This is a genomic window from Bacillus sp. SJS (genome assembly GCF_000732485.2).
GTDB lineage: Bacteria > Bacillota > Bacilli > Bacillales > Bacillaceae > Metabacillus_B > Metabacillus_B sediminis.
In genome coordinates, this window is the sequence record NZ_JAQV02000031.1 from 227,348 (window position 1) to 246,272 (window position 18,925).

The 18,925-nt window shown below is 43.1% G+C and carries 16 protein-coding genes; all 16 read right to left on the bottom strand.

The annotated features are described in order from the left end of the window. Nucleotides 1-23: 23 nt before the first annotated feature. A complete protein-coding gene (locus AS29_RS18665) occupies nucleotides 24-4,331 on the bottom strand; it encodes a PolC-type DNA polymerase III (protein WP_442854551.1) in 4,308 nt (1,435 codons plus the stop codon). Nucleotides 4,332-4,665: 334 nt separating this feature from the next. Then, nucleotides 4,666-6,366, bottom strand: a complete 1,701-nt coding sequence (locus tag AS29_RS18670) for a proline--tRNA ligase (RefSeq protein WP_035411839.1) — start codon at nucleotides 6,364-6,366, stop codon at nucleotides 4,666-4,668. Between the two features lie 35 nt (nucleotides 6,367-6,401). Beyond that, complete coding sequence (rseP, locus tag AS29_RS18675) at nucleotides 6,402-7,661, bottom strand: RIP metalloprotease RseP (RefSeq protein WP_035411842.1); 1,260 nt, start codon at nucleotides 7,659-7,661, stop codon at nucleotides 6,402-6,404. 13 nt (nucleotides 7,662-7,674) lie between these two features. Then, a complete protein-coding gene (locus AS29_RS18680) occupies nucleotides 7,675-8,826 on the bottom strand; it encodes a 1-deoxy-D-xylulose-5-phosphate reductoisomerase (protein ID WP_035411846.1) in 1,152 nt (383 codons plus the stop codon). A 41-nt stretch (nucleotides 8,827-8,867) separates the two neighbouring features. Next, nucleotides 8,868-9,659, bottom strand: a complete 792-nt coding sequence (locus tag AS29_RS18685) for a phosphatidate cytidylyltransferase (protein ID WP_035411849.1) — start codon at nucleotides 9,657-9,659, stop codon at nucleotides 8,868-8,870. Nucleotides 9,660-9,672: 13 nt separating this feature from the next. Then, on the bottom strand, nucleotides 9,673-10,452 hold the full coding sequence (locus AS29_RS18690; RefSeq protein ID WP_035411852.1) for an isoprenyl transferase: 780 nt from the start codon (nucleotides 10,450-10,452) through the stop codon (nucleotides 9,673-9,675). A gap of 128 nt (nucleotides 10,453-10,580) precedes the next feature. After that, a complete protein-coding gene (frr, locus tag AS29_RS18695) occupies nucleotides 10,581-11,138 on the bottom strand; it encodes a ribosome recycling factor (protein ID WP_035411855.1) in 558 nt (185 codons plus the stop codon). A 1-nt stretch (nucleotide 11,139) separates the two neighbouring features. Beyond that, entirely contained in the window at nucleotides 11,140-11,862 is a 723-nt protein-coding gene (gene pyrH / locus AS29_RS18700; RefSeq protein WP_035411860.1) for a UMP kinase, read from the bottom strand. A gap of 172 nt (nucleotides 11,863-12,034) precedes the next feature. Next, on the bottom strand, nucleotides 12,035-12,916 hold the full coding sequence (gene tsf / locus AS29_RS18705; RefSeq protein WP_035411863.1) for a translation elongation factor Ts: 882 nt from the start codon (nucleotides 12,914-12,916) through the stop codon (nucleotides 12,035-12,037). Nucleotides 12,917-13,020: 104 nt separating this feature from the next. Further along, nucleotides 13,021-13,746, bottom strand: a complete 726-nt coding sequence (rpsB, locus tag AS29_RS18710; RefSeq protein WP_035411866.1) for a 30S ribosomal protein S2 — start codon at nucleotides 13,744-13,746, stop codon at nucleotides 13,021-13,023. 153 nt (nucleotides 13,747-13,899) lie between these two features. Continuing rightward, the gene (locus AS29_RS18715) at nucleotides 13,900-14,385 is read right to left on the bottom strand and encodes a DUF6115 domain-containing protein (RefSeq protein ID WP_035411869.1); all 486 of its coding nucleotides are present in this window, start codon (nucleotides 14,383-14,385) and stop codon (nucleotides 13,900-13,902) included. 96 nt (nucleotides 14,386-14,481) lie between these two features. Beyond that, nucleotides 14,482-15,249 carry a FliA/WhiG family RNA polymerase sigma factor gene (locus AS29_RS18720; RefSeq protein ID WP_082883914.1) on the bottom strand — a complete coding sequence of 256 codons (768 nt, stop codon included), beginning with the start codon at nucleotides 15,247-15,249 and terminating at the stop codon, nucleotides 14,482-14,484. Between the two features lie 38 nt (nucleotides 15,250-15,287). Further along, complete coding sequence (locus AS29_RS18725) at nucleotides 15,288-15,788, bottom strand: chemotaxis protein CheD (protein WP_035411872.1); 501 nt, start codon at nucleotides 15,786-15,788, stop codon at nucleotides 15,288-15,290. Then, a complete protein-coding gene (locus tag AS29_RS18730; RefSeq protein WP_035412087.1) occupies nucleotides 15,778-16,407 on the bottom strand; it encodes a chemotaxis protein CheC in 630 nt (209 codons plus the stop codon). The genes AS29_RS18725 and AS29_RS18730 overlap by 11 nt, the downstream gene beginning before the upstream one ends. A 5-nt stretch (nucleotides 16,408-16,412) precedes the next feature. After that, nucleotides 16,413-16,877: a chemotaxis protein CheW gene (locus tag AS29_RS18735; RefSeq protein ID WP_035411876.1), complete on the bottom strand. Its 465-nt coding sequence runs from the start codon at nucleotides 16,875-16,877 to the stop codon at nucleotides 16,413-16,415. Between the two features lie 20 nt (nucleotides 16,878-16,897). Then, complete coding sequence (locus tag AS29_RS18740; protein WP_035411879.1) at nucleotides 16,898-18,913, bottom strand: chemotaxis protein CheA; 2,016 nt, start codon at nucleotides 18,911-18,913, stop codon at nucleotides 16,898-16,900. Nucleotides 18,914-18,925: the final 12 nt, after the last annotated feature.

The window sequence follows — 18,925 nt, forward strand, 5'->3', positions numbered from 1 at the left end:
ATCCGCTTGTTATCTCTTTTTAGTTAAAACAAGGATAGCTGATTTTGATCCGGAAGAGCTTCAAGGCACCCATGGTTATCCAAATACTCAATAATGGTTTTAGAAACCCTGCCTCTTTGCTGAAGGTCTTCTTTGGATAAGAATTCTCCCTCTTCCCTTGCTTTTACAATATTCAGCGCAGCATTAGTTCCAAGTCCCGGAATTGCGTTGAATGGAGGAATCAATGTCTCCCCTTCAATTACAAATTCACTGGCATGCGATTTATACAAATCCACCTTTTGAAAAGCATAGCCTCTAGCACACATTTCGAGGCATAGCTCCATAACCGTCATAAGGTTTTTCTCTTTTGGACTTGCTTCAAGACCCTTGGCACTTATTTCTTCAAGCTTTGCTTTTATAGCAGCTGCTCCTCTGGCCATAGCATCCACATCAAAATCATCAGCTCTAACTGTAAAGTATGCAGCATAATAGAGGAGAGCGTGATGAACTTTGAAATAAGCAATCCTTACAGCCATTAGAACGTAAGCGGCGGCATGGGCTTTCGGGAACATGTATTTGATTTTCAGGCATGATTCAATATACCATTTGGGTACATTGTTCTTTCTCATTTCTTCCTCCATATCCGGAGTCAGTCCTTTTCCTTTACGGACCGACTCCATAATTTTGAAAGCAAATGACGGCTCAAGCCCCTGATAAATTAAATACACCATAATATCATCACGGCATCCGATTACTTCGCTTAAGTTGCAGATATTATTATGAATCAGCTCCTGTGCATTTCCAAGCCATACATCCGTACCATGTGATAGTCCGGAAATTTGAACAAGCTCTGAGAATGTCGTCGGTTTCGTATCTTCAAGCATTTGGCGCACAAATTTCGTTCCAAACTCAGGAATACCAAGTGTACCGGTTTTGCACATAATGTCTTCCTCAGTTACACCCAATGATGAAGTGCCGCTGAAAATTTTCATCACTTCCGGGTCATCCGTCGGGATTGTTTTCGGGTCGATTCCACTTAGATCCTGCAGCATCCGAATAACCGTCGGATCATCATGACCCAGGATATCAAGCTTGAGCAGATTATCATGAATAGAATGGAAATCAAAGTGAGTTGTTTTCCACTCAGATCCCGCTGCGTCGGCCGGGAATTGAATAGGAGAGAAATCAAAAATGTCCATATAGTCCGGGACAACAATGATTCCCCCGGGATGCTGTCCGGTTGTTCTTTTCACCCCGGTACAGCCCTGCACAAGACGGTCAATTTCTGCACCCCTGAAGTTCAGATTATGATCACCCGCATAGCCTTTTACGTAGCCGTATGCCGTTTTTTCAGCAACTGTTCCAATTGTTCCCGCCCGGAATACATTATCTTCTCCGAAAAGCACTTTTGTATAGTTATGCGCCCTCGGCTGATATTCACCTGAGAAGTTTAAATCGATATCGGGTACTTTATCTCCTTTAAAGCCCAGGAACGTTTCAAATGGAATATCATGTCCATCTTTTTTGTATGATGCACCGCATTTTTCACAATCTTTATCAGGAAGATCAAATCCTGAACCGACCGATCCATCATTGAAGAATTCAGATTGTTTGCACTCAGGACACACGTAATGCGGCGGCAGCGGATTAACCTCGGTAATTTCGGTCATCGTAGCGACGAGTGAGGATCCGACTGAGCCCCTTGATCCTACCAGGTATCCGTCATCAAGAGATTTTTTAACCAATTTGTGTGAAATAAGATAGATGACAGCAAAACCGTGGCCAATGATGCTTTTTAATTCTTTTTCAAGTCTTGCTTCAACGATCTCAGGCAGCGGTGTTCCATAAATGCTTTCAGCCATCTCGTAGCTCATCTGCCTGATTTCCTCATCTGCCCCTTCAATTTTAGGCGTAAACAAGTCATCTTTAATCGGCTTGACGTCCCCAATCATATCAGCAACGGCGTTAGGGTTCTCCACAACAATTTTTTTAGCTCTTTCTTCTCCCATAAAGGAAAAGCATTCAAGCATTTCATTGGTCGTTCTAAAATGAACATTGGGATGTTCATGACGGTTGAGAGGATTCGCTCCACCTTGGGAACTGACCAGGATTTTCCTGTAAATTTTATCTTCAGGATTCATATAGTGCACATTGCCTGTAGCTGCTACCGGCTTTCCAAGCTTGTCACCAAGGTCTGCTATTTTGGTAATGATCTCGTGCAATGCCTTTTTGTCCCGGACATACTCCAAATCGATTAAATGCTGATAAACTTCAGGAGGCTGGATTTCAAGGTAATCGTAGAACTTAGCAGTCTCCTCTACTTCTTCTGGAGATTTCTGCATCATTCCTTCAAAGACCTCTCCCTTGTCACAGCCTGATCCGACGAGTATGCCTTCACGATGCTTCTGAAGGACGGATCTTGGAATGCGCGGTACACGGTAAAAGTACTGAATATGAGATAAGGATACAAGCTTAAAGAGATTTTTCAGCCCAACCTCGTCTTTTGCCATCAATGTTGCATGGAAAGGCCTTGAGCGCTGAAACGCGTTCCCTTGTCCCATATTATCGTTTAATTGGTCATGATATTGAATTCCCTTCTCTGCAGCATCTTTCAGCATTTTCAGCATTAAGTAGCCAGTCGCTTCCGCATCATAGATCGCTCTATGGTGCTGGGTCAATTCAATATCAAACTTTTTGCAAAGCGTATTCAGCCTGTGGCTTTTGAGGTCAGGATATAAGAAGCGTCCAAGTTCGAGTGTGTCAATTACAGGATTAGCTGCTTTATCCTCTCCGAGCAGCCGGGTATAGGCTACATTTAAAAATCCCATATCGAAGCTGGCATTATGGGCAACGAGAATGTCATTCCCAGCCCACTCTTTAAACTCCTGCATGACCTCTTTTACTTCAGGAGCATTCTTGACCATGTCATCGGTTATTCCTGTTAATTCGATGGTTGTAGCCGACAGCGGATGATGAGGGTTGGCAAATCGTTCAAAGCGGTCAATAATTTCACCGCCTTTAATTTTCACCGCTGCAAGTTCGATAACTGTATCATATACCGCTGATAATCCTGTTGTCTCAACGTCAAATACGACGTACACAGCATCCTCAAGAAGGCGGTGATCATCATTGTATGCAATCGGCACTCCATCATCAACAAGATTGGCTTCAATACCGAACAGAACTTTTAAACCGTGCTTTTTCCCTGCTGAATAGGCTTCCGGGAAGGATTGGGCTACAGCATGATCAGTTATTGCAATTGCTTTATGTCCCCATTTAGCTGCTTGTTCCGCAAGACGGCTGAAAGAAGTTACCGCATCCATTTGACTCATTGGTGAATGAAGATGAAGCTCTACCCGTTTTTCATCCTCAGGCGCTGTATCCATTCTCAGCTTAGGCTTGACTTCATTAATATCATTGGCAATCATAACAAGATCGCGTACAAACGTATCATTTTGTACACTTCCTCTTGCTTTAATCCACATACCTTTTTTTATAGCAGTCAGCAGCGCTGCATCTTCTTTATCGCGGGCAAACATTTTGACAAGCATTGAGCTCGTGTAGTCGGTAATTTTTATCGTAGCGAGAGTCCGGCCGCTTCTTAATTCTTTTGTTTCTGCATCAAACACGTATCCTTGGATCGTTGTCCTTCTCTCTTCATCCACAATCGTTTCCATAGGAACAACTTCCTCATCGTCTTTAATTTGATATCCGATGACGATTGGACCTGATGGAATTTCTCCTGCCTTGTCCTCTTCCTCTTTCTTCTGCATCTCCGTTAGGGCAGCAAGGGCGCGCTCCTGATCCTCAAGAAGCTTTTGTTCATTGAATTTCTGAAGGTCCGCTTCAGAAAACGTAACATCCGTATCGACTTGAAAAAGCGGAAAACCAAAAGATTGAAGACTTTCCTGGATTAGAGACGTGTATTTTCTTTTAATCGTAGCGGCTTCTGTATCATTTCTTGCGCAGATTATCAGTTTCGTCCCTGTTAATTTTGGAATCTGTTCGGACAGAAGGGATAAAACAGGAGGTGAAATTCCCTCAATCTCTTTTAAACTTGCCATCCAGTATTCCTGAAGAAGCGCTTCACTTGCTTCCGGATTTAGCACACTGATTGAAAACGTGACGGATGCTATGTGAGAGAATGCCTTAGCAAGACTCGAATGAAAAAGCTGGTACACTTCAAAAGGTAAAATAGTTGAAAGCTCAAAATTAAAATGCCACCTTTTTTGCTGCTTATGGACGGTAAGTTTCACGATCGAAGCATGCTGAAAATAAGGGACAATTTGATCATCCGTTAGCTGAAGCTGCTGGAGCAGCAGCTGAAATCTCTTACGTTGTTCAGATTGTATTTCTTCCACGTCTCCCGCTCCTTCCCTATCAAAATGGAAGGGTCTGACCGCTAGGCAGCCAAACCCTTCTTTATCTTTGTAGCTCAATTAAACCTGGATGTTGATTGCAGCTGGCAGGCGTTCGCTTATCCTTGGGCGGGCGGTGAGCCCCCTCCTCGCTTCACGACTGCAGGGTCTCACCTGTCCGGCTGCTCTAAAGCTCAAGTCTCACGTCTTTCGCACCAATCAACAGGTGTTAATAATCAACATCAGGCTTTAACATAGCCATAAATGTTTGTCTTCTGATTTTTTACAATTTGTATCATAGCCAGCTAAGTTTTTTAAAAGCCGGGAATTATTTGCCTAACAGACGGCTAATGGTCTCCGCAAGCTCGTCCATAGGAACATCCAGTTTCTCACCGGTTTTCCGTACTTTCAACTCAACGATATTCTCTTCCGCAAGCTTGCCCGCAGTAATACGGATTGGAAGTCCGATCAAATCTGAATCGGCAAACTTCACTCCCGCTCGTTCAGCACGGTCATCAAACAGGATGCTGTAATTCTTCCCAAGCTCCGTATAAACTCTTTCAGCCAATGCCACCTGGGCATCCGATTTCATATTGGCAGGAACAACATGCAGCTGGAATGGAGCAATCTGCTCAGGCCATACAATGCCATTTTCATCGTTGTACTGCTCTACGATCGCAGCAAGCGTTCTGGATACTCCAATTCCGTAGCAGCCCATGATCATCGGCTGGGAACGGCCGTTTTCATCCAGGTAGGAAGCGCCCATATCGACGGAATAGCGGGTACCCAATTTAAAAATGTGGCCGACTTCGATTCCGCGTGCAAATTTAATGGTCCCTTTTCCGTCAGGAGATGCGTCCCCTTCTTGAATAAAGCGCAGATCTGCGTATTGGCCAACCTGCAAATCACGCTCAGCATCCACAGATACATAGTGGAAACCCTCTTCATTTGCACCGCAAATGCCATTTACAATGGACTTAACAGCAGCATCAGCGACAACCTCTATTCCTTCTGGAACACCGATTGGACCTACAAATCCAATCGGACAGTTCAAGGCCTCTTTTGTTTCTTCAGGCGAAGCAAGTTCAACATTGCGTGCATCAAAAAGGTTTTTCACTTTAATATCATTAATCTCATGGTCTCCTCTTGCAAGAACGAGAACCAAACGATCATCTGCTTTGAATAGAAGAGATTTGATACATTTTTCCTTCTCCACTTCAAAGAATGCGGCCACTTCCTCAATGGTTTTTTGAGAAGGTGTTTCTCTTTTTTCCAAATCCCCGCAATCTTCATCGGAACGGATGTAATCGGCAGCTACAGGAGCCATCTCCACATTTGCAGCATAGCCTGATTGATCTGAGTATGCAATGGTATCTTCTCCAACTTCGGACAGGACCATGAATTCATGTGTATCTTTTCCGCCCATAGCTCCTGAGTCGGCAATTACGGCGCGGAAATTCAGTCCGCAGCGTTCGAAGATATTGCTGTAGGCTGTATACATTTTGTCATACATTACATCCAAACTCTCATAGGAGGAGTGGAAGGAATAAGCATCCTTCATAATAAACTCACGGCCTCGGAGAATTCCGAATCTAGGGCGTTTTTCATCCCTGAATTTCGACTGGATCTGGTAAAGAGCAAGAGGCAGTCTCTTGTAGGATTTCACTTCATCTCTTACAAGACTTGTAATCACCTCTTCATGAGTTGCTCCCAGAGCAAACTCCCGGCCATGTCTGTCTTTAAGCCTCATTAGCTCCGGTCCATATGAGTACCATCTTCCCGACTCCTGCCATAGCTCAGATTGCTGCATAGCCGGCATCAAAAGTTCGGACGCACCTGCTTTATTCATCTCATCCCTTACGATTTCCTGAATGTTTTGCAGCACCTTCTGCGCAAGCGGCAGATAGCTGTATATGCCGCTTGTGTTTTGACGGATGTAGCCTGCTCTCAGCAGCAGCTGATGGCTCTTAATGTCGGCATCAGCCGGAACTTCTCTCAATGTAGGAATAAACGTCAAACTTTGTTTCATCTAATTGCACCCCGTTTTAATAGATCGGCTAATTTTTATAAAAAGAATCTTTGAATATCATTCCACGTTACTACAAGCATAAGCAGCATGAGAAGGGCAAATCCGATAAAGTGAACGATGCCTTCCTTCTGACGGTCAATCGGCTTCCCGCGTACCGCTTCAACAAGGAAAAACATAAGCCGGCCTCCATCCAGTGCTGGAATGGGCAGCAGGTTCATAATCCCGAGATTGATGCTCAGAAGCGCTGTCCACCTTAAAAGGTTTTCAAAGCCGGATTGAGCAACCTGATCCGTCACATCGTAAATGCCTACAGGCCCTGATAGCATGTCAATAGAAAATTGACCGGTTACAAGCTTCCCAAGGCTCACAAGAATTTCTTTCGTATAAAACACGGTTTGGCTTGCCCCATTCTCAAGAGCTGTCAAAAAGCCCTTTTCCATAGGTGCGTAGGAACCTACACGGCCAATGACCTGCTCTCCGGCCTTTTCAGCTTTAGGAACGACCTGAATGGTTTGCGGCTTTCCATCTCTTTCAATGGCAAAAGACAGCTCCTTTTCAGGACTTGCACTAATGATTTTCGTTACATCTGTCCAAGTGGTAACAGGCTTGTCATTGATTGTTTTTATGACGTCCCCCTGCTTAATTCCAGATTGAATCGCAGCACCGTCTTTGGTCAGCTCGCCGAAAATCGGCTTATCCATAGGCGACCCCTGGATGAGTCCTAACCCAAATAAAACAACAAATGCAAGGACAAAATTCATTAATGGTCCGGCGATAATCGCTGCCGTTCTCTGTCCAAGCGTCTTGGAGCCGAATTGCCGGTCATAAGGAGCAATTTGGCTTTCCTGGCCATCTGCTACGAAGAAAGATTTCTCTGCGACAGTAAAATGCTGCAGCCGTTCCTCTTCACCCTGTTCATACCCTGTAATTTTCATCGCTTTTTCAACGTCCGCATGCTCTACTTCAATGATTCTTGCTTTCGGAAATTTTTCTTTATTGTTTAAAATAATTTTTTCGACTTCGTCTTTTTCATTGAATAGCAGTCCAATATGGTGGCCTGGTTTTACTTCAATCATTTCAGGATCTTCACCGGCCATTCTTACATAGCCTCCTATTGGAAGAAGACGGATCGTATAGAGTGTTTCATTTTTCCTATAAGAAAAGATCTTTGGTCCGAATCCGATTGCAAACTCACGGCATAAAATTCCGGCACGCTTGGCAAAAACCAAGTGGCCCAGTTCATGGAAAAATACTAGAGCTCCAAAAATCAGAATAAACGCGATGACCGTATTCACCTGCATACCACCTTTAGTTTAATAGGGACCGCACAAAAGCTCTGGCTTCCTGATCCGCATGCTGAATGGCTTCAAGATCCGGATTTCCAATCAGGCTGTGGGCCTCCAAAGTCCTCTCAATCCTATCCTCAATATCCAGAAATTCTATTCTTCCTGCTAGAAATTGAGCTACGGCTTCCTCGTTGGCCGCATTTAAAACGGTCGGCATTGTCCCTCCCATTTTACCTGATTCATAAGCAAAATGTAAGCATTTGAAGCGTGCGAAGTCAGGCTTTTCAAAATGAAGCTTTCCATGATCCCAAAGATTTAAGCGTTTTGTATTTTGTAATGGAAGCCGCGATGGATGTGTGAGAGCGTATTGAATAGGCACTTTCATATCCGGTGTACCAAGCTGGGCTTTTACGCTGCCGTCTTCAAATTCAACCATAGAGTGGATGATGCTTTCTTTATGGAGCAGTACGTCAATATTTGAATATGGAATTCCAAACAGCCAAAACGCTTCAATTACCTCAAGACCCTTATTCATCATTGTAGCCGAATCAATCGTGATTTTAGCCCCCATTGACCAGTTTGGGTGATTTAGCGCTTCTTCAACCGTAACCCCTCTTAATTCTTCTCTGGAGCGCTCACGAAAGCTCCCTCCAGAAGCTGTAAGGATCAGTCTGGTCACATCAGATAAATTTTCCCCTTGCAGACACTGAAAAATGGCGGAATGTTCACTATCCACCGGCAAAAGTGCCGTACCGTTTTTTCTGGCTGCCTCTGTAACGATATGTCCGGCTGTAACAAGGGTTTCTTTATTAGCCAAAGCAACGGTCTTTTTTGATTCAATCGCCTTTAATGTCGGTACCAATCCAATGCTTCCAAGAAGGGCATTGACTGTAATATCCGACTCCGTATACACAGCTGCTTCAATGTTTCCCTCTTCCCCGTAAGAAAACGATATGGCTTCTCCGCTGAATTCATCCTTCAGCCGGATGTAATCTTCTTTTTCTTTTACAGAGACAAACTTCGGCTTAAATTCTTTAATAGCTTCTCTTCCGGCTTCCAAGTTGGATCCAAATGTAATAGCCGATAACTCGAACTCTTCCGGATGCTCCCGGATCACTTCCAGGGTTTGAGTTCCGATTGATCCTGTAGCGCCTAAAAGACTGATTCTTTTCATGTTCGCTCACTCTCCAGTAGATCTCTTTTGTGTAATCGAAATTAAAATAGGACTAGCATGAAATGAAGGAGAGGAAGGACAAATAATAGACTGTCAAAGCGATCCAATATACCTCCGTGACCAGGAAGGATCTGTCCGGAGTCCTTCACATGATAATGCCTTTTTAGTGCTGACTCGACTAAATCGCCCACTTGTCCAAAAACAGACAAAAATACGGTGATTAAAGCGACAATGACATAGGAATGCACAATTGGCATTACCGCCTCAAAAATAATTGAAACAATCAGCGCGCAGAAAATACCTCCAAAAAAGCCCTCAATCGTTTTATTTGGACTTATTTCCGGCCACAGTTTGTGTTTTCCAATCGATTTCCCTATAAAATAAGCACCTGTGTCCGTAGCCCAGATAACTAGAAGAGCAAAAACGATAAATTCCAGCCCCAAAGCTCTTGTCTCGATAAAATAGTAAAATCCGATTCCGATATACATAACCGAGAGAAGTGAAAATCCTACATCATCAAATGAAAAGCGGTTTTTCGTTATGACGGTATATGTCAAAAAGAGCAGCACCCCTAGAAGGGCAACCTCTAATTTTGAAATATGTATGTTCCCAAGTACAATTATATGACTCGATGGAATGAGCAAGATCCACAAAAGCAGGACGCTGATAAGCCCCGGTATGCTTACCAGGTGAATTTTTTTCATCTTCAGCAGTTCGTACAGGCTGATTGTGCTTAAAATATAAATAGCAAAACTAAACGGGATGCCCCCCAGTATGACAAATGGCAGGAAAAGCGCTAGTGCCAGTACTGCTGTTATTATTCGCTGTATCATTTCTCTTCACCTTCTATACTCCGCCAAATCTGCGGCCCCTTTGCTGATATTCAGCGATTGCGTGGATTAAGTCTTCTTCTTTAAAATCAGGCCACAGGACATTTGTAAACCAAAATTCAGTATACGCGAGCTGCCATAGCATAAAGTTGCTGAGACGTATTTCTCCGCTCGTCCGAATCAGCAAATCCGGATCCTGCAGTGATTCTGTCATTAAATAAGAAGAAAAAAGCTCTTCGTTAATATCTTCTGTTCGTAACCTGCCATTTTTCGAGTCTTCGACAAGGTTTTGAATTCCTTTGACTATCTCTGTCCGGCTTCCGTAATTAAGAGCAAAATTTAAAACAAGACCTGTATTAGCCGAGGTTTCCCGAATCGCTTTCTCAACAGCACTTAGCGTGTGCTTTGGAAGACGGCTGGTTTCTCCCATAATCTTTACTTGGACGTTCTCTTCAATTAATTCAGGCAGAAATGTCGTTAAGAACTCCTCTGGCAGCTTCATTAAGTAATCCACTTCAATTTTAGGCCTTTTCCAATTTTCTGTTGAAAAAGCATAAAGTGTTAAAGCGCTCACACCAAGCCCGCTGGCAAGTTTAGTGATTTTTCTGACCACCTTCATCCCTTCATGATGGCCAGCCATTCTGGGAAGTGCCCGGTTTTTAGCCCATCTGCCATTCCCATCCATTATAATAGCGATGTGAGAAGGAATTGGTCCATCAATCACATCTTTTTTTGTGTATGTATGATTGGCGGAAGGCGAAACAGTCCTTCTGCCCCTTCTGAAAAAGTTAAGCATGTGATTCCTCCATCACCCGGCAGCTAATGGTTCTTAGCGATCCCTAGCCGTGTTAACAGTATTAACAAAAAAACCCCCTGTAAACGTTAGAGGGTCTTTTGCACACTTCTATTTTACATAGAAAAACGTTAAACTTCCATGATTTCTTTATCTTTGTCTTTAGCGATTTGATCCAGTTTGCTAATATAGCTGTCTGTAAGCTTTTGAACTTCATCAGAAAGACCGCGCAATTCATCTTCCGTCATGTCGCCATTTTTTTCTGCCTTTTTCAAATCATCATTTGCATCACGGCGGATATTGCGAATTCCAACCTTTGCTTCCTCTGCATACTTTTTAACAAGTTTGCCAAGCTCACGGCGTCTTTCTTCTGTAAGAGCGGGAATGGCAATACGTACAATCGTCCCGTCGTTAGTTGGATTCAGACCAAGATCTGCTTTCTGAATTGCTTTTTCAATGTCGCCAAGTGCGGATTTATCATAAGGAGTAATGATAAGCATGCGAGCTTCCGGAACACTGATTGAAGCAAGCTGGTTCACAGGTGTTGGTGCTCCGTAATATTCTACCGTAACTTTATCAAGCAGCGATGCACTTGCACGTCCTGCACGAACAGTAGCAAGCTCGCGCTGAAATGCAGAAACTGCTTTTTCCATTCTGTCTTTCGCCTGATTAATATGCTGGTTTGCCATATTATTTCCCCCTCACAATCGTTCCGATGTTTTCGCCAAGTACGGCTCTTTTAATATTTCCCTCTTCCATTATAGAGAAAACGATTAGTGCTATATCGTTATCCATGCAAAGAGATGATGCTGTAGAATCCATGACAGCAAGTCCGTCTTTCAGTACATCTAAGTAAGAAAGCTCTTCATACTTAACAGCACTTGCATCTTTAAGCGGATCTGCATTATATACGCCATCCACATTGTTTTTCGCCATAAGAATCACGTCTGCTTCAATTTCAGCTGCACGCAGCGCTGCTGTCGTATCGGTTGAAAAATACGGATTTCCTGTACCGGCTGCAAAAATGACAACACGCTTCTTCTCGAGGTGGCGGATGGCTTTTCTTCTGATATAAGGTTCTGCAACCTGTCTCATTTCAATGGAGGTTTGAACTCTAGTCTGAATGCCGAGATTTTCAAGGCTGTCCTGCAGCGCCAGGGAGTTCATGACGGTCGCAAGCATTCCCATATAATCCGCTGTCGCGCGGTCCATGCCCATTTCACTGCCGACTTTACCGCGCCAGATGTTTCCGCCGCCAACGACAACAGCTACTTCCACATCCATCTCTGCAATTTCCTTTACCTGTGTGGCAATGGATTTAATAACGCTCGGATTGATGCCAAACCCTTGAGGGCCTGCTAAAGCTTCTCCGCTTAATTTTAAGACGATGCGCTTATATTTAGGATTATTCATAATAGCCTCCAAATCATTTCATTAAAATTCCATTAAATAAGACAAGATGCTGATTTGCCAATCCCCCTCGCATTCAAGCTTAGGGGTGACAAAGAGTTCCTGTCTTGAAAAAACGGGAACACTGTCGTGTTCCCATTTTCATTACTTGTATAAATTCATTAAAGCAAAAGGATTATTTGCGGACTTGGTTCATAACTTCTTCAGCAAAGTTATCCTGGCGCTTTTCAATACCTTCTCCAACTTCGAAGCGGATGAAAGTTTTAACTTGAGCGTTATAAGAAGCAACAAATTGCTTCACTTTTTGATCTGGGTTTTTAACGAAGCTTTGGTCAAGAAGGCAGATATCTTCAAAGTACTTTCCAAGACGGCCTTCAACCATTTTAGCAACGATGTTTTCAGGTTTTCCTTCGTTAAGAGCCTGTTGAGTCAATACTTCGCGCTCGCGGTCAGCTTCTTCTTGAGAAACCTGGTCACGGCTGATGTATTTAGGGTTAACGGCAGCAACGTGCATAGCAACGTCTTTTGCAGCTCCCTCGTCTGTTGTTCCTTCAAGAACAGTTAGAACCGCAATACGGCCGCCCATGTGAAGGTATGCTCCGAAAGCATCACTGTCTGTTTTTGTAACAACTTCAAAGCGGCGAAGAGAGATTCTTTCACCGATTGTTGCTACAGCAGAATGAATGCGCTCTTCTACAGATGAACCATTGTCCATTTTGGAAGCAAGAGCTTCTTCAAGAGTAGCTGGTTTAGCAGTTAGAAGGTGTGATGCAAGCTCGCTGATAAGCGCTTTAAAGCCTTCGTTTTTCGCAACAAAATCTGTTTCCGAGTTTACTTCAAGAATAACAGCTTCGTTTCCTTCTGTTTTAACAGCAGCAAGACCTTCTGCCGCGATGCGGTCAGATTTTTTTGCAGCTTTCGCAATTCCTTTTTCACGAAGGTAATCAATTGCCTTGTCCAAATCACCGTTAGTTTCTGTCAGCGCTTTTTTGCAATCCATCATTCCTGCGCCAGTTTTTTCACGAAGTTCCTTAACCATTTGAGCAGTAACTGCCATGGGGAATTCCTCCTTAGAATTTAAAGTTATGTAAAGCAATACTTTTTCTTTTTAAAAAAAGGTGATAAAAGGCCTTACCCTCTTATCACCTTTTTGTTAGCTCATTAAGCAGTTGTTGTTTCTTCTTCAGCAGCTTCTTCGCCTTCGTTGCCTTGTTTAGCTTCAAGGATTGCGTCAGCCATTTTACCAGTAAGAAGTTTCACTGCACGGATTGCGTCATCATTTGCAGGGATAACGTGGTCAATCTCGTCTGGATCACAGTTAGTATCAACGATGCCAATGATCGGAATGTTCAATTTGTGTGCTTCTGCAACAGCGATGCGCTCTTTGCGAGGATCGATGATGAACAGAGCATCCGGAAGGGATTTCATATCTTTAATTCCGCCTAGGAATTTTTCAAGACGCTCAAGCTCTTTTTTAAGCTGAACAACTTCTTTTTTAGGCAGAACTTCGAAAGTACCGTCTTCCTGCATTTTTTCAATGTCTTTTAGACGCTTAATACGCTTTTGGATTGTTTCGAAGTTTGTTAGCGTTCCACCCAACCAGCGTTGGTTTACATAGTACATGCCTGAACGTTGAGCTTCTTCTTTAACAGAATCCTGAGCTTGTTTTTTTGTACCAACGAAAAGAATTTTACCGCCGTTAGCAGCCAATTCTTTTGTTACGTTGTACGCTTCTTCAACCTTTTTAACTGTCTTTTGAAGGTCGATGATGTAGATGCCGTTACGCTCTGTGAAGATGTAACGTTTCATTTTTGGGTTCCAGCGGCGTGTTTGGTGACCGAAGTGAACACCAGCTTCAAGCAATTGTTTCATTGAAATTACTGACATGTTAATTTTCCTCCTAATGGTTTTTCTCCTCCGCTTTACATCATTTCCAAGCAAAACTGACTGAACAGCACCGATGCTTGAATCTGTAAGCGTGTGTATTAACACCAAGAGAAAATATACCATAGTCAGAGATCTTAATCAAGCTTTTAATCACTAATTTTGCCGAAATTTAAGAAGAAGCTCGACCTCTGTTTTGCCTTTATTCGTTTTTTTTGCAATTTCTTCTATAGAATATCCTTTTTCATGCAGGGTGACAACCTCATCAGCATTTTTTAAGGCTGGTGAAGTCCACTCAATGGAATCTTCCATAACTTCAGCATGTTTAAGGTGTTCAGGAAGGAGTTCAACAGGGTCGGGTTCTTTACGGTCATGTTTCTTTTGATCAGGCTCTTCCTTTTTTTCAGTAATCGTTCCGGTTTTTCCTGGCGCAGAAGTTCGGTCCAGTTCTTTTAAAAAACGGTCATGCTCTTCCTTTTGTTCCAGCATGAAGGCTGCCAGCAGCTGTTCTGTCTCTTCAAGAATCGACTCCTGTTCATTCTTTGTCTGCTTCAAGGATGAGATTTTTGTAAATAGCAGCAAGATAAGATAAAAGGAAATGATATGAAGAAGGATGCTTGTGAAAGTAAGAATACCGTTCATGGTGACCCTCTTTCCGTCAATTTTCATAAAAAAATGAGGCGCTGCTGACATTTCTCCGAATTGAATGGAAATAAAATGTCTGTAACGCCCTGGTGTTTAATTCATGAATTTTTCCATAATTCTTCTTAATTTAAATAAAGCTTTGGAGTGAATCTGCGATATTCTCGATGTAGACAGGCCCATAACTTGTCCAATTTCTGTCAAGGTGAGTTCATCTTTATAAAATAAGGAAACGACCAGCTGTTCTTTTTCTGACAGCTCACTGATAACGTCTGAAAGCTGGCCGATCATCTCCTGTTTCAGTATGCTGTCCTCCGGTGTTTCGCTTCTGTCATCCTTAATGGCAATGCCCAAATAATCCCCATCATCATGGTCAGGCAGATACTCATCAATCGATAAAACATTTGCAAAAAAACCTTCATTGACGGCTGTAAGCACCTCGTCCTCTGAAATTCCCATTTCATGCGCAATTTCTAAAGGAGTCACATTTCTTAAATATTTTTGCTCCAATTTTTCGATGACGGTTTCTACCCGCTTCGCTTTTTCGCGCGAGCTTCTCGGCAGCCAGTCTTCTTTTCGAAGCCCATCAATAATTGCTCCCCTGATTCGAAAAGAAGCATAGGTGTCGAATTTCAAATCTCTTCCAGGATCGAATTTTTCAAGTGCATCATATAACCCATACAGGCCGAGACTCATCAAATCATCCCTGCTGACTGTCTTTGGAAGCCCTACAGAAATCCTTTGAACATGAAATGTAACAAGCGGTGTATACCTCCGGATCAGCGCATCTCCAGCTAAAGGATCTCTATTACTCACCCATTTTTTCCATATCTGCTGTTCTTCTTTGCCTGTCAATTGAGTCACAACCTTTCCCCCTAGTGTCTATGGCCTTTCTTACCCGCTTATATAATGGTTGTTCCTAAATTTACAGTGCGTATAGTCAGCAAAGAAGTAGCAGGATCAAATTCAATGGTTCTCCCGCTCGATCCGCCTGTTTCTGAGGAGATAAGCGGTATGGAATGGCAGGATAAAAGCTCTTTAACGGCTTCTATATTCCTTGGACCAATCCTCATCGTTTCATTTTGTGTTTTAAACGCGAACATCTGGGCACCGCCTGCCATTTTTGCTTTCAGCCGCGAACTGGGAGAACCCATTTTCTCAAGCTTCTTCAGCAAATCAAAGAAGGCGGTATCTGCATACTTATACCGGTTAAACTGTTCGTTCCTGGCCAAATCGGATGTCGGCAGCATAATGTGGGCCATTCCCGCATTTTTTCTGTCCTGGTCATAAAGCACAAGCCCCACACAGGAACCGAGCCCTGAAGTACGGAGCTTTATAGGAGATGCTGCAGCATTCATGTCAGCGATGCCGACTTTTATGATATTTGCTGTTTCAAGCTTCATCGCTTACACCAAGTGCACGGTAAAAGTGGTCAAATGATTCATAATCCGGCAGAAGGAAAAGATGTCCCTGAAATGAATGGCCATCCTGCCGGTCCTCCTCCCGGATCACAGTTTGAATCGATACCGCAAAGTCAGCCGCCTTCGAGAGTTCAATCAATCCCTCGCTAATTACAGCACCAAACATATCGATGGAAAAATCCGGGACCTCAGGTATAAATGAGAGCTTTGTCAAATCTGACAAAGAGGTTAAATAGGAGCCTATTAAAATATTGCCCAGTTCTATTAATGCAGATTTTCCGTATTCGCTATATGGGGGGATACTCAGATTTAATGAAGGTTTGCCGGTAATTTCCCGGACAAATTTCTCCGCCTGGGCAACCTCCATAATAAAGTACAGTGAACCTGAAATCTCTCCGGCTGCTTTTAAAAAAATACAAGCTACTTCTTTTTCAGCCCCGCCCATCACTTCCGTAAGTTCATTAAACGTTACTGTTTTAACATCCGGGACGTCCATGCCAATCTTTCGGCCAAGCATGAGGGATAGGGCTGTAGCAGAATGAGCCGCGCCTATATTCGCCATTTCTTTTAAGACATCTAGCTGTTCAAATTTAAGACTCATTCCCATCACGCTCCGCTGGATGCGGGCAATGAAGGTGAATGGAGTACTTCCTCCAGGTCGAGCATAATAATTAAACGTTTATCAACCTTGACAACTCCGCTGATATAATCCGTTTTAATGATACCCGCTACTTCCGGAGAAGGCTCAATCTGCTCAGCTCTTATATCAATGACGTCATTAGCTGCGTCAGCGATTAGACCGGCTTCTGTGTCATGAATCGAAACGACGATCATCCGTGTAAATTCCGTCGGTTCATACGAACCAAGTTCAAATCTTTCACGCAGATCAATAACAGGAGTTATGACTCCTCTTAAATTTAGCACTCCCGTAATATAAGAGGCTGTTCCAGGCACTCTTGTAATCGATTGCACCTTCTCAATCGATTTTACAAGCTCTACAGGAATACCGAATTCTTCCTCGCCTAACCGGAAAATAATGATTTTTTTTTCGATCGATTCATTTGTCTGCATGCTCAAAACATCCCCCGTCCTTATTTAATAAGTGCATTGCAGTCAACAATTAACGCCACTTCCCCATCTCCAAGGATGGTTGCTCCTGAAATAGCAAAGACTCCATTTAAATAGCTTCCCAGAGGTTTCAGAACAACTTCAAGCTGGCCGATAAACGAGTCTACAACGAGACCTGCAAGACGCTCGCCTTTTTTCACGACCACCATGGAAAGATATTCAGATTCCTCCGCTTCATCCTGAGGGACATCAAAAATCTGTTTTAAGAAAACAAGCGGAACAATTTTCCCTCTAAAATCAATGACCTTTTGGTTATGGGCATTCATAATATCTTCTTTCCGGATGACTGCCGTTTCAATGACAGATGAAATTGGAATCGCAAATTTCTCTTTTTCCAATTCGACGAGCAGGACTGAAATGATACTCAATGTTAATGGCAGCTGAACTGAGAACAAAGAGCCTTTGCCTTCCTCAGAGTCAACAGTTACGGAACCGCCTAAGGCTTCGATTGCACTTTTCACAACATCCAGTCCTACACCTCTTCCGGAGATATCTGAGATCTGTTCGGCAGTGGAAAAACCGGGAGCAAAAATCAGTTCATTAATTTGGCGCTCAGTCATCTCAAGGGATGATGCTTCTGTCACAATTCCTCTCTCTATTGCTCTGCGCAATACTTTTTCACGATTGATTCCCGCTCCGTCATCTGAAACTTCGATGAATACGTGATTTCCGCTATGGTATGCTTTTAGCTCAACTCGGCCTGTTTCAGATTTCGCTTTTCCTGCTCTTATTTCAGGAGCCTCGATTCCATGATCCATTGAATTGCGGATTAAATGGACAAGCGGATCCCCAATTTCATCAATAACGGTGCGATCCAGTTCCGTTTCTGCACCGGAGATATGAAGATCGATTTTTTTATTCAAATCCTTCGCAAGCTGTCTGACCATTCTCGGAAAGCGATTAAATACCGTTTCAATCGGTACCATTCTCATATTGAGAATGATGCTTTGCAAATCACCCGAGATTCTTGTCATCCTCTCAACTGTCTCCTGAAGTTCAGCATTTTTCAAATCCTTTGATATGGTTTCAAGCCGGCCTCTGTCGATGACCAATTCTTCAAATAAATTCATTAATATATCAAGACGGTCGATGTTGACCCGGATTGTTTTGGAACTTGATTTTGCCTTTTGTGCAGCTTCAGGTACAGCTTCAGGCACAGCGGCAAGCTCTGCTGATGCTCCCGCAGCTTCCTGTAATGCCGCGGCTGTTTCCTCTTGTGCTGCAAGATACTCTAAATTAATGGGCAGTGCTTCTGCCTTCTCTATCTCTGAAACTTTTAAAATACGGCTCTCGAGCTCTTCTTTGCTCATTTGCGTTAATATTGCCACAGAAAATTCATTTTCAAAGTTTTCTTCTTCCAGCTGATCGACAGAAGGAACACTTTTTACAATTTCACCGGCTTGATCAAGGATTTCAAATACCATGAATGCCCTGACAGCTTTTAGAAGACACCCTTCACGAAGCTGGACGGTCAGTTCAAATGCATGAAAGCCCTGCTCATTGGATTGCATAATTATGGTTTTTTGAAAATCATCATAGGACCCAAGTTTATTCTCACCTGAAACGGATGGTGAAAGAGCAATCTTCTCAGGAACATCTGAGCCATTCTCAATTGCCTTCAAACGGCTGACAACATGTTCCACATCTTTTTTTCCATCACCGCCATCAGCGATCGAGAAAACCATTTCTTCCAATAAATCAACGGCCGCAAAAACTGTATCAAGAAGAACAGGCGTCACTGAATTTTTTCCGTTGCGGATCGCATCCAGCACGTTCTCCATTTGATGAGTCAAATTTGCAAGATCTTCATAACCCATTGTGGCGCTCATTCCTTTTAGAGTATGAGCGGACCGGAAAATATCGTTTACAATGGATAAATTTTCAGGGCTTTTCTCAAGTTCGAGCAGCTTCTCGTTGCATGCCTGAAGATGCTCCTTGCTTTCTTCGATGAATATTTCTAAATATTGACTCATTTCCATCTGCTTTCGCCC

Coding starts and splice junctions, on each gene's coding strand:
- AS29_RS18680 (WP_035411846.1), bottom strand. CDS start 8,826: ATGAAAAGAATCAGTCTTTTAGGCGCTACAGGATCAATCGGAACTCAA.
- AS29_RS18670 (WP_035411839.1), bottom strand. CDS start 6,366: ATGAAACAAAGTTTGACGTTTATTCCTACATTGAGAGAAGTTCCGGCT.
- AS29_RS18730 (WP_035412087.1), bottom strand. CDS start 16,407: ATGAGTCTTAAATTTGAACAGCTAGATGTCTTAAAAGAAATGGCGAAT.
- AS29_RS18740 (WP_035411879.1), bottom strand. CDS start 18,913: ATGGAAATGAGTCAATATTTAGAAATATTCATCGAAGAAAGCAAGGAG.
- AS29_RS18685 (WP_035411849.1), bottom strand. CDS start 9,659: ATGATACAGCGAATAATAACAGCAGTACTGGCACTAGCGCTTTTCCTG.
- AS29_RS18715 (WP_035411869.1), bottom strand. CDS start 14,385: ATGAACGGTATTCTTACTTTCACAAGCATCCTTCTTCATATCATTTCC.
- AS29_RS18725 (WP_035411872.1), bottom strand. CDS start 15,788: ATGAAGCTTGAAACAGCAAATATCATAAAAGTCGGCATCGCTGACATG.
- tsf (WP_035411863.1), bottom strand. CDS start 12,916: ATGGCAGTTACTGCTCAAATGGTTAAGGAACTTCGTGAAAAAACTGGC.
- pyrH (WP_035411860.1), bottom strand. CDS start 11,862: ATGAATAATCCTAAATATAAGCGCATCGTCTTAAAATTAAGCGGAGAA.
- AS29_RS18690 (WP_035411852.1), bottom strand. CDS start 10,452: ATGCTTAACTTTTTCAGAAGGGGCAGAAGGACTGTTTCGCCTTCCGCC.
- frr (WP_035411855.1), bottom strand. CDS start 11,138: ATGGCAAACCAGCATATTAATCAGGCGAAAGACAGAATGGAAAAAGCA.
- AS29_RS18735 (WP_035411876.1), bottom strand. CDS start 16,877: ATGCAGACAAATGAATCGATCGAAAAAAAAATCATTATTTTCCGGTTA.
- rpsB (WP_035411866.1), bottom strand. CDS start 13,746: ATGTCAGTAATTTCAATGAAACAATTGCTTGAAGCTGGTGTTCACTTC.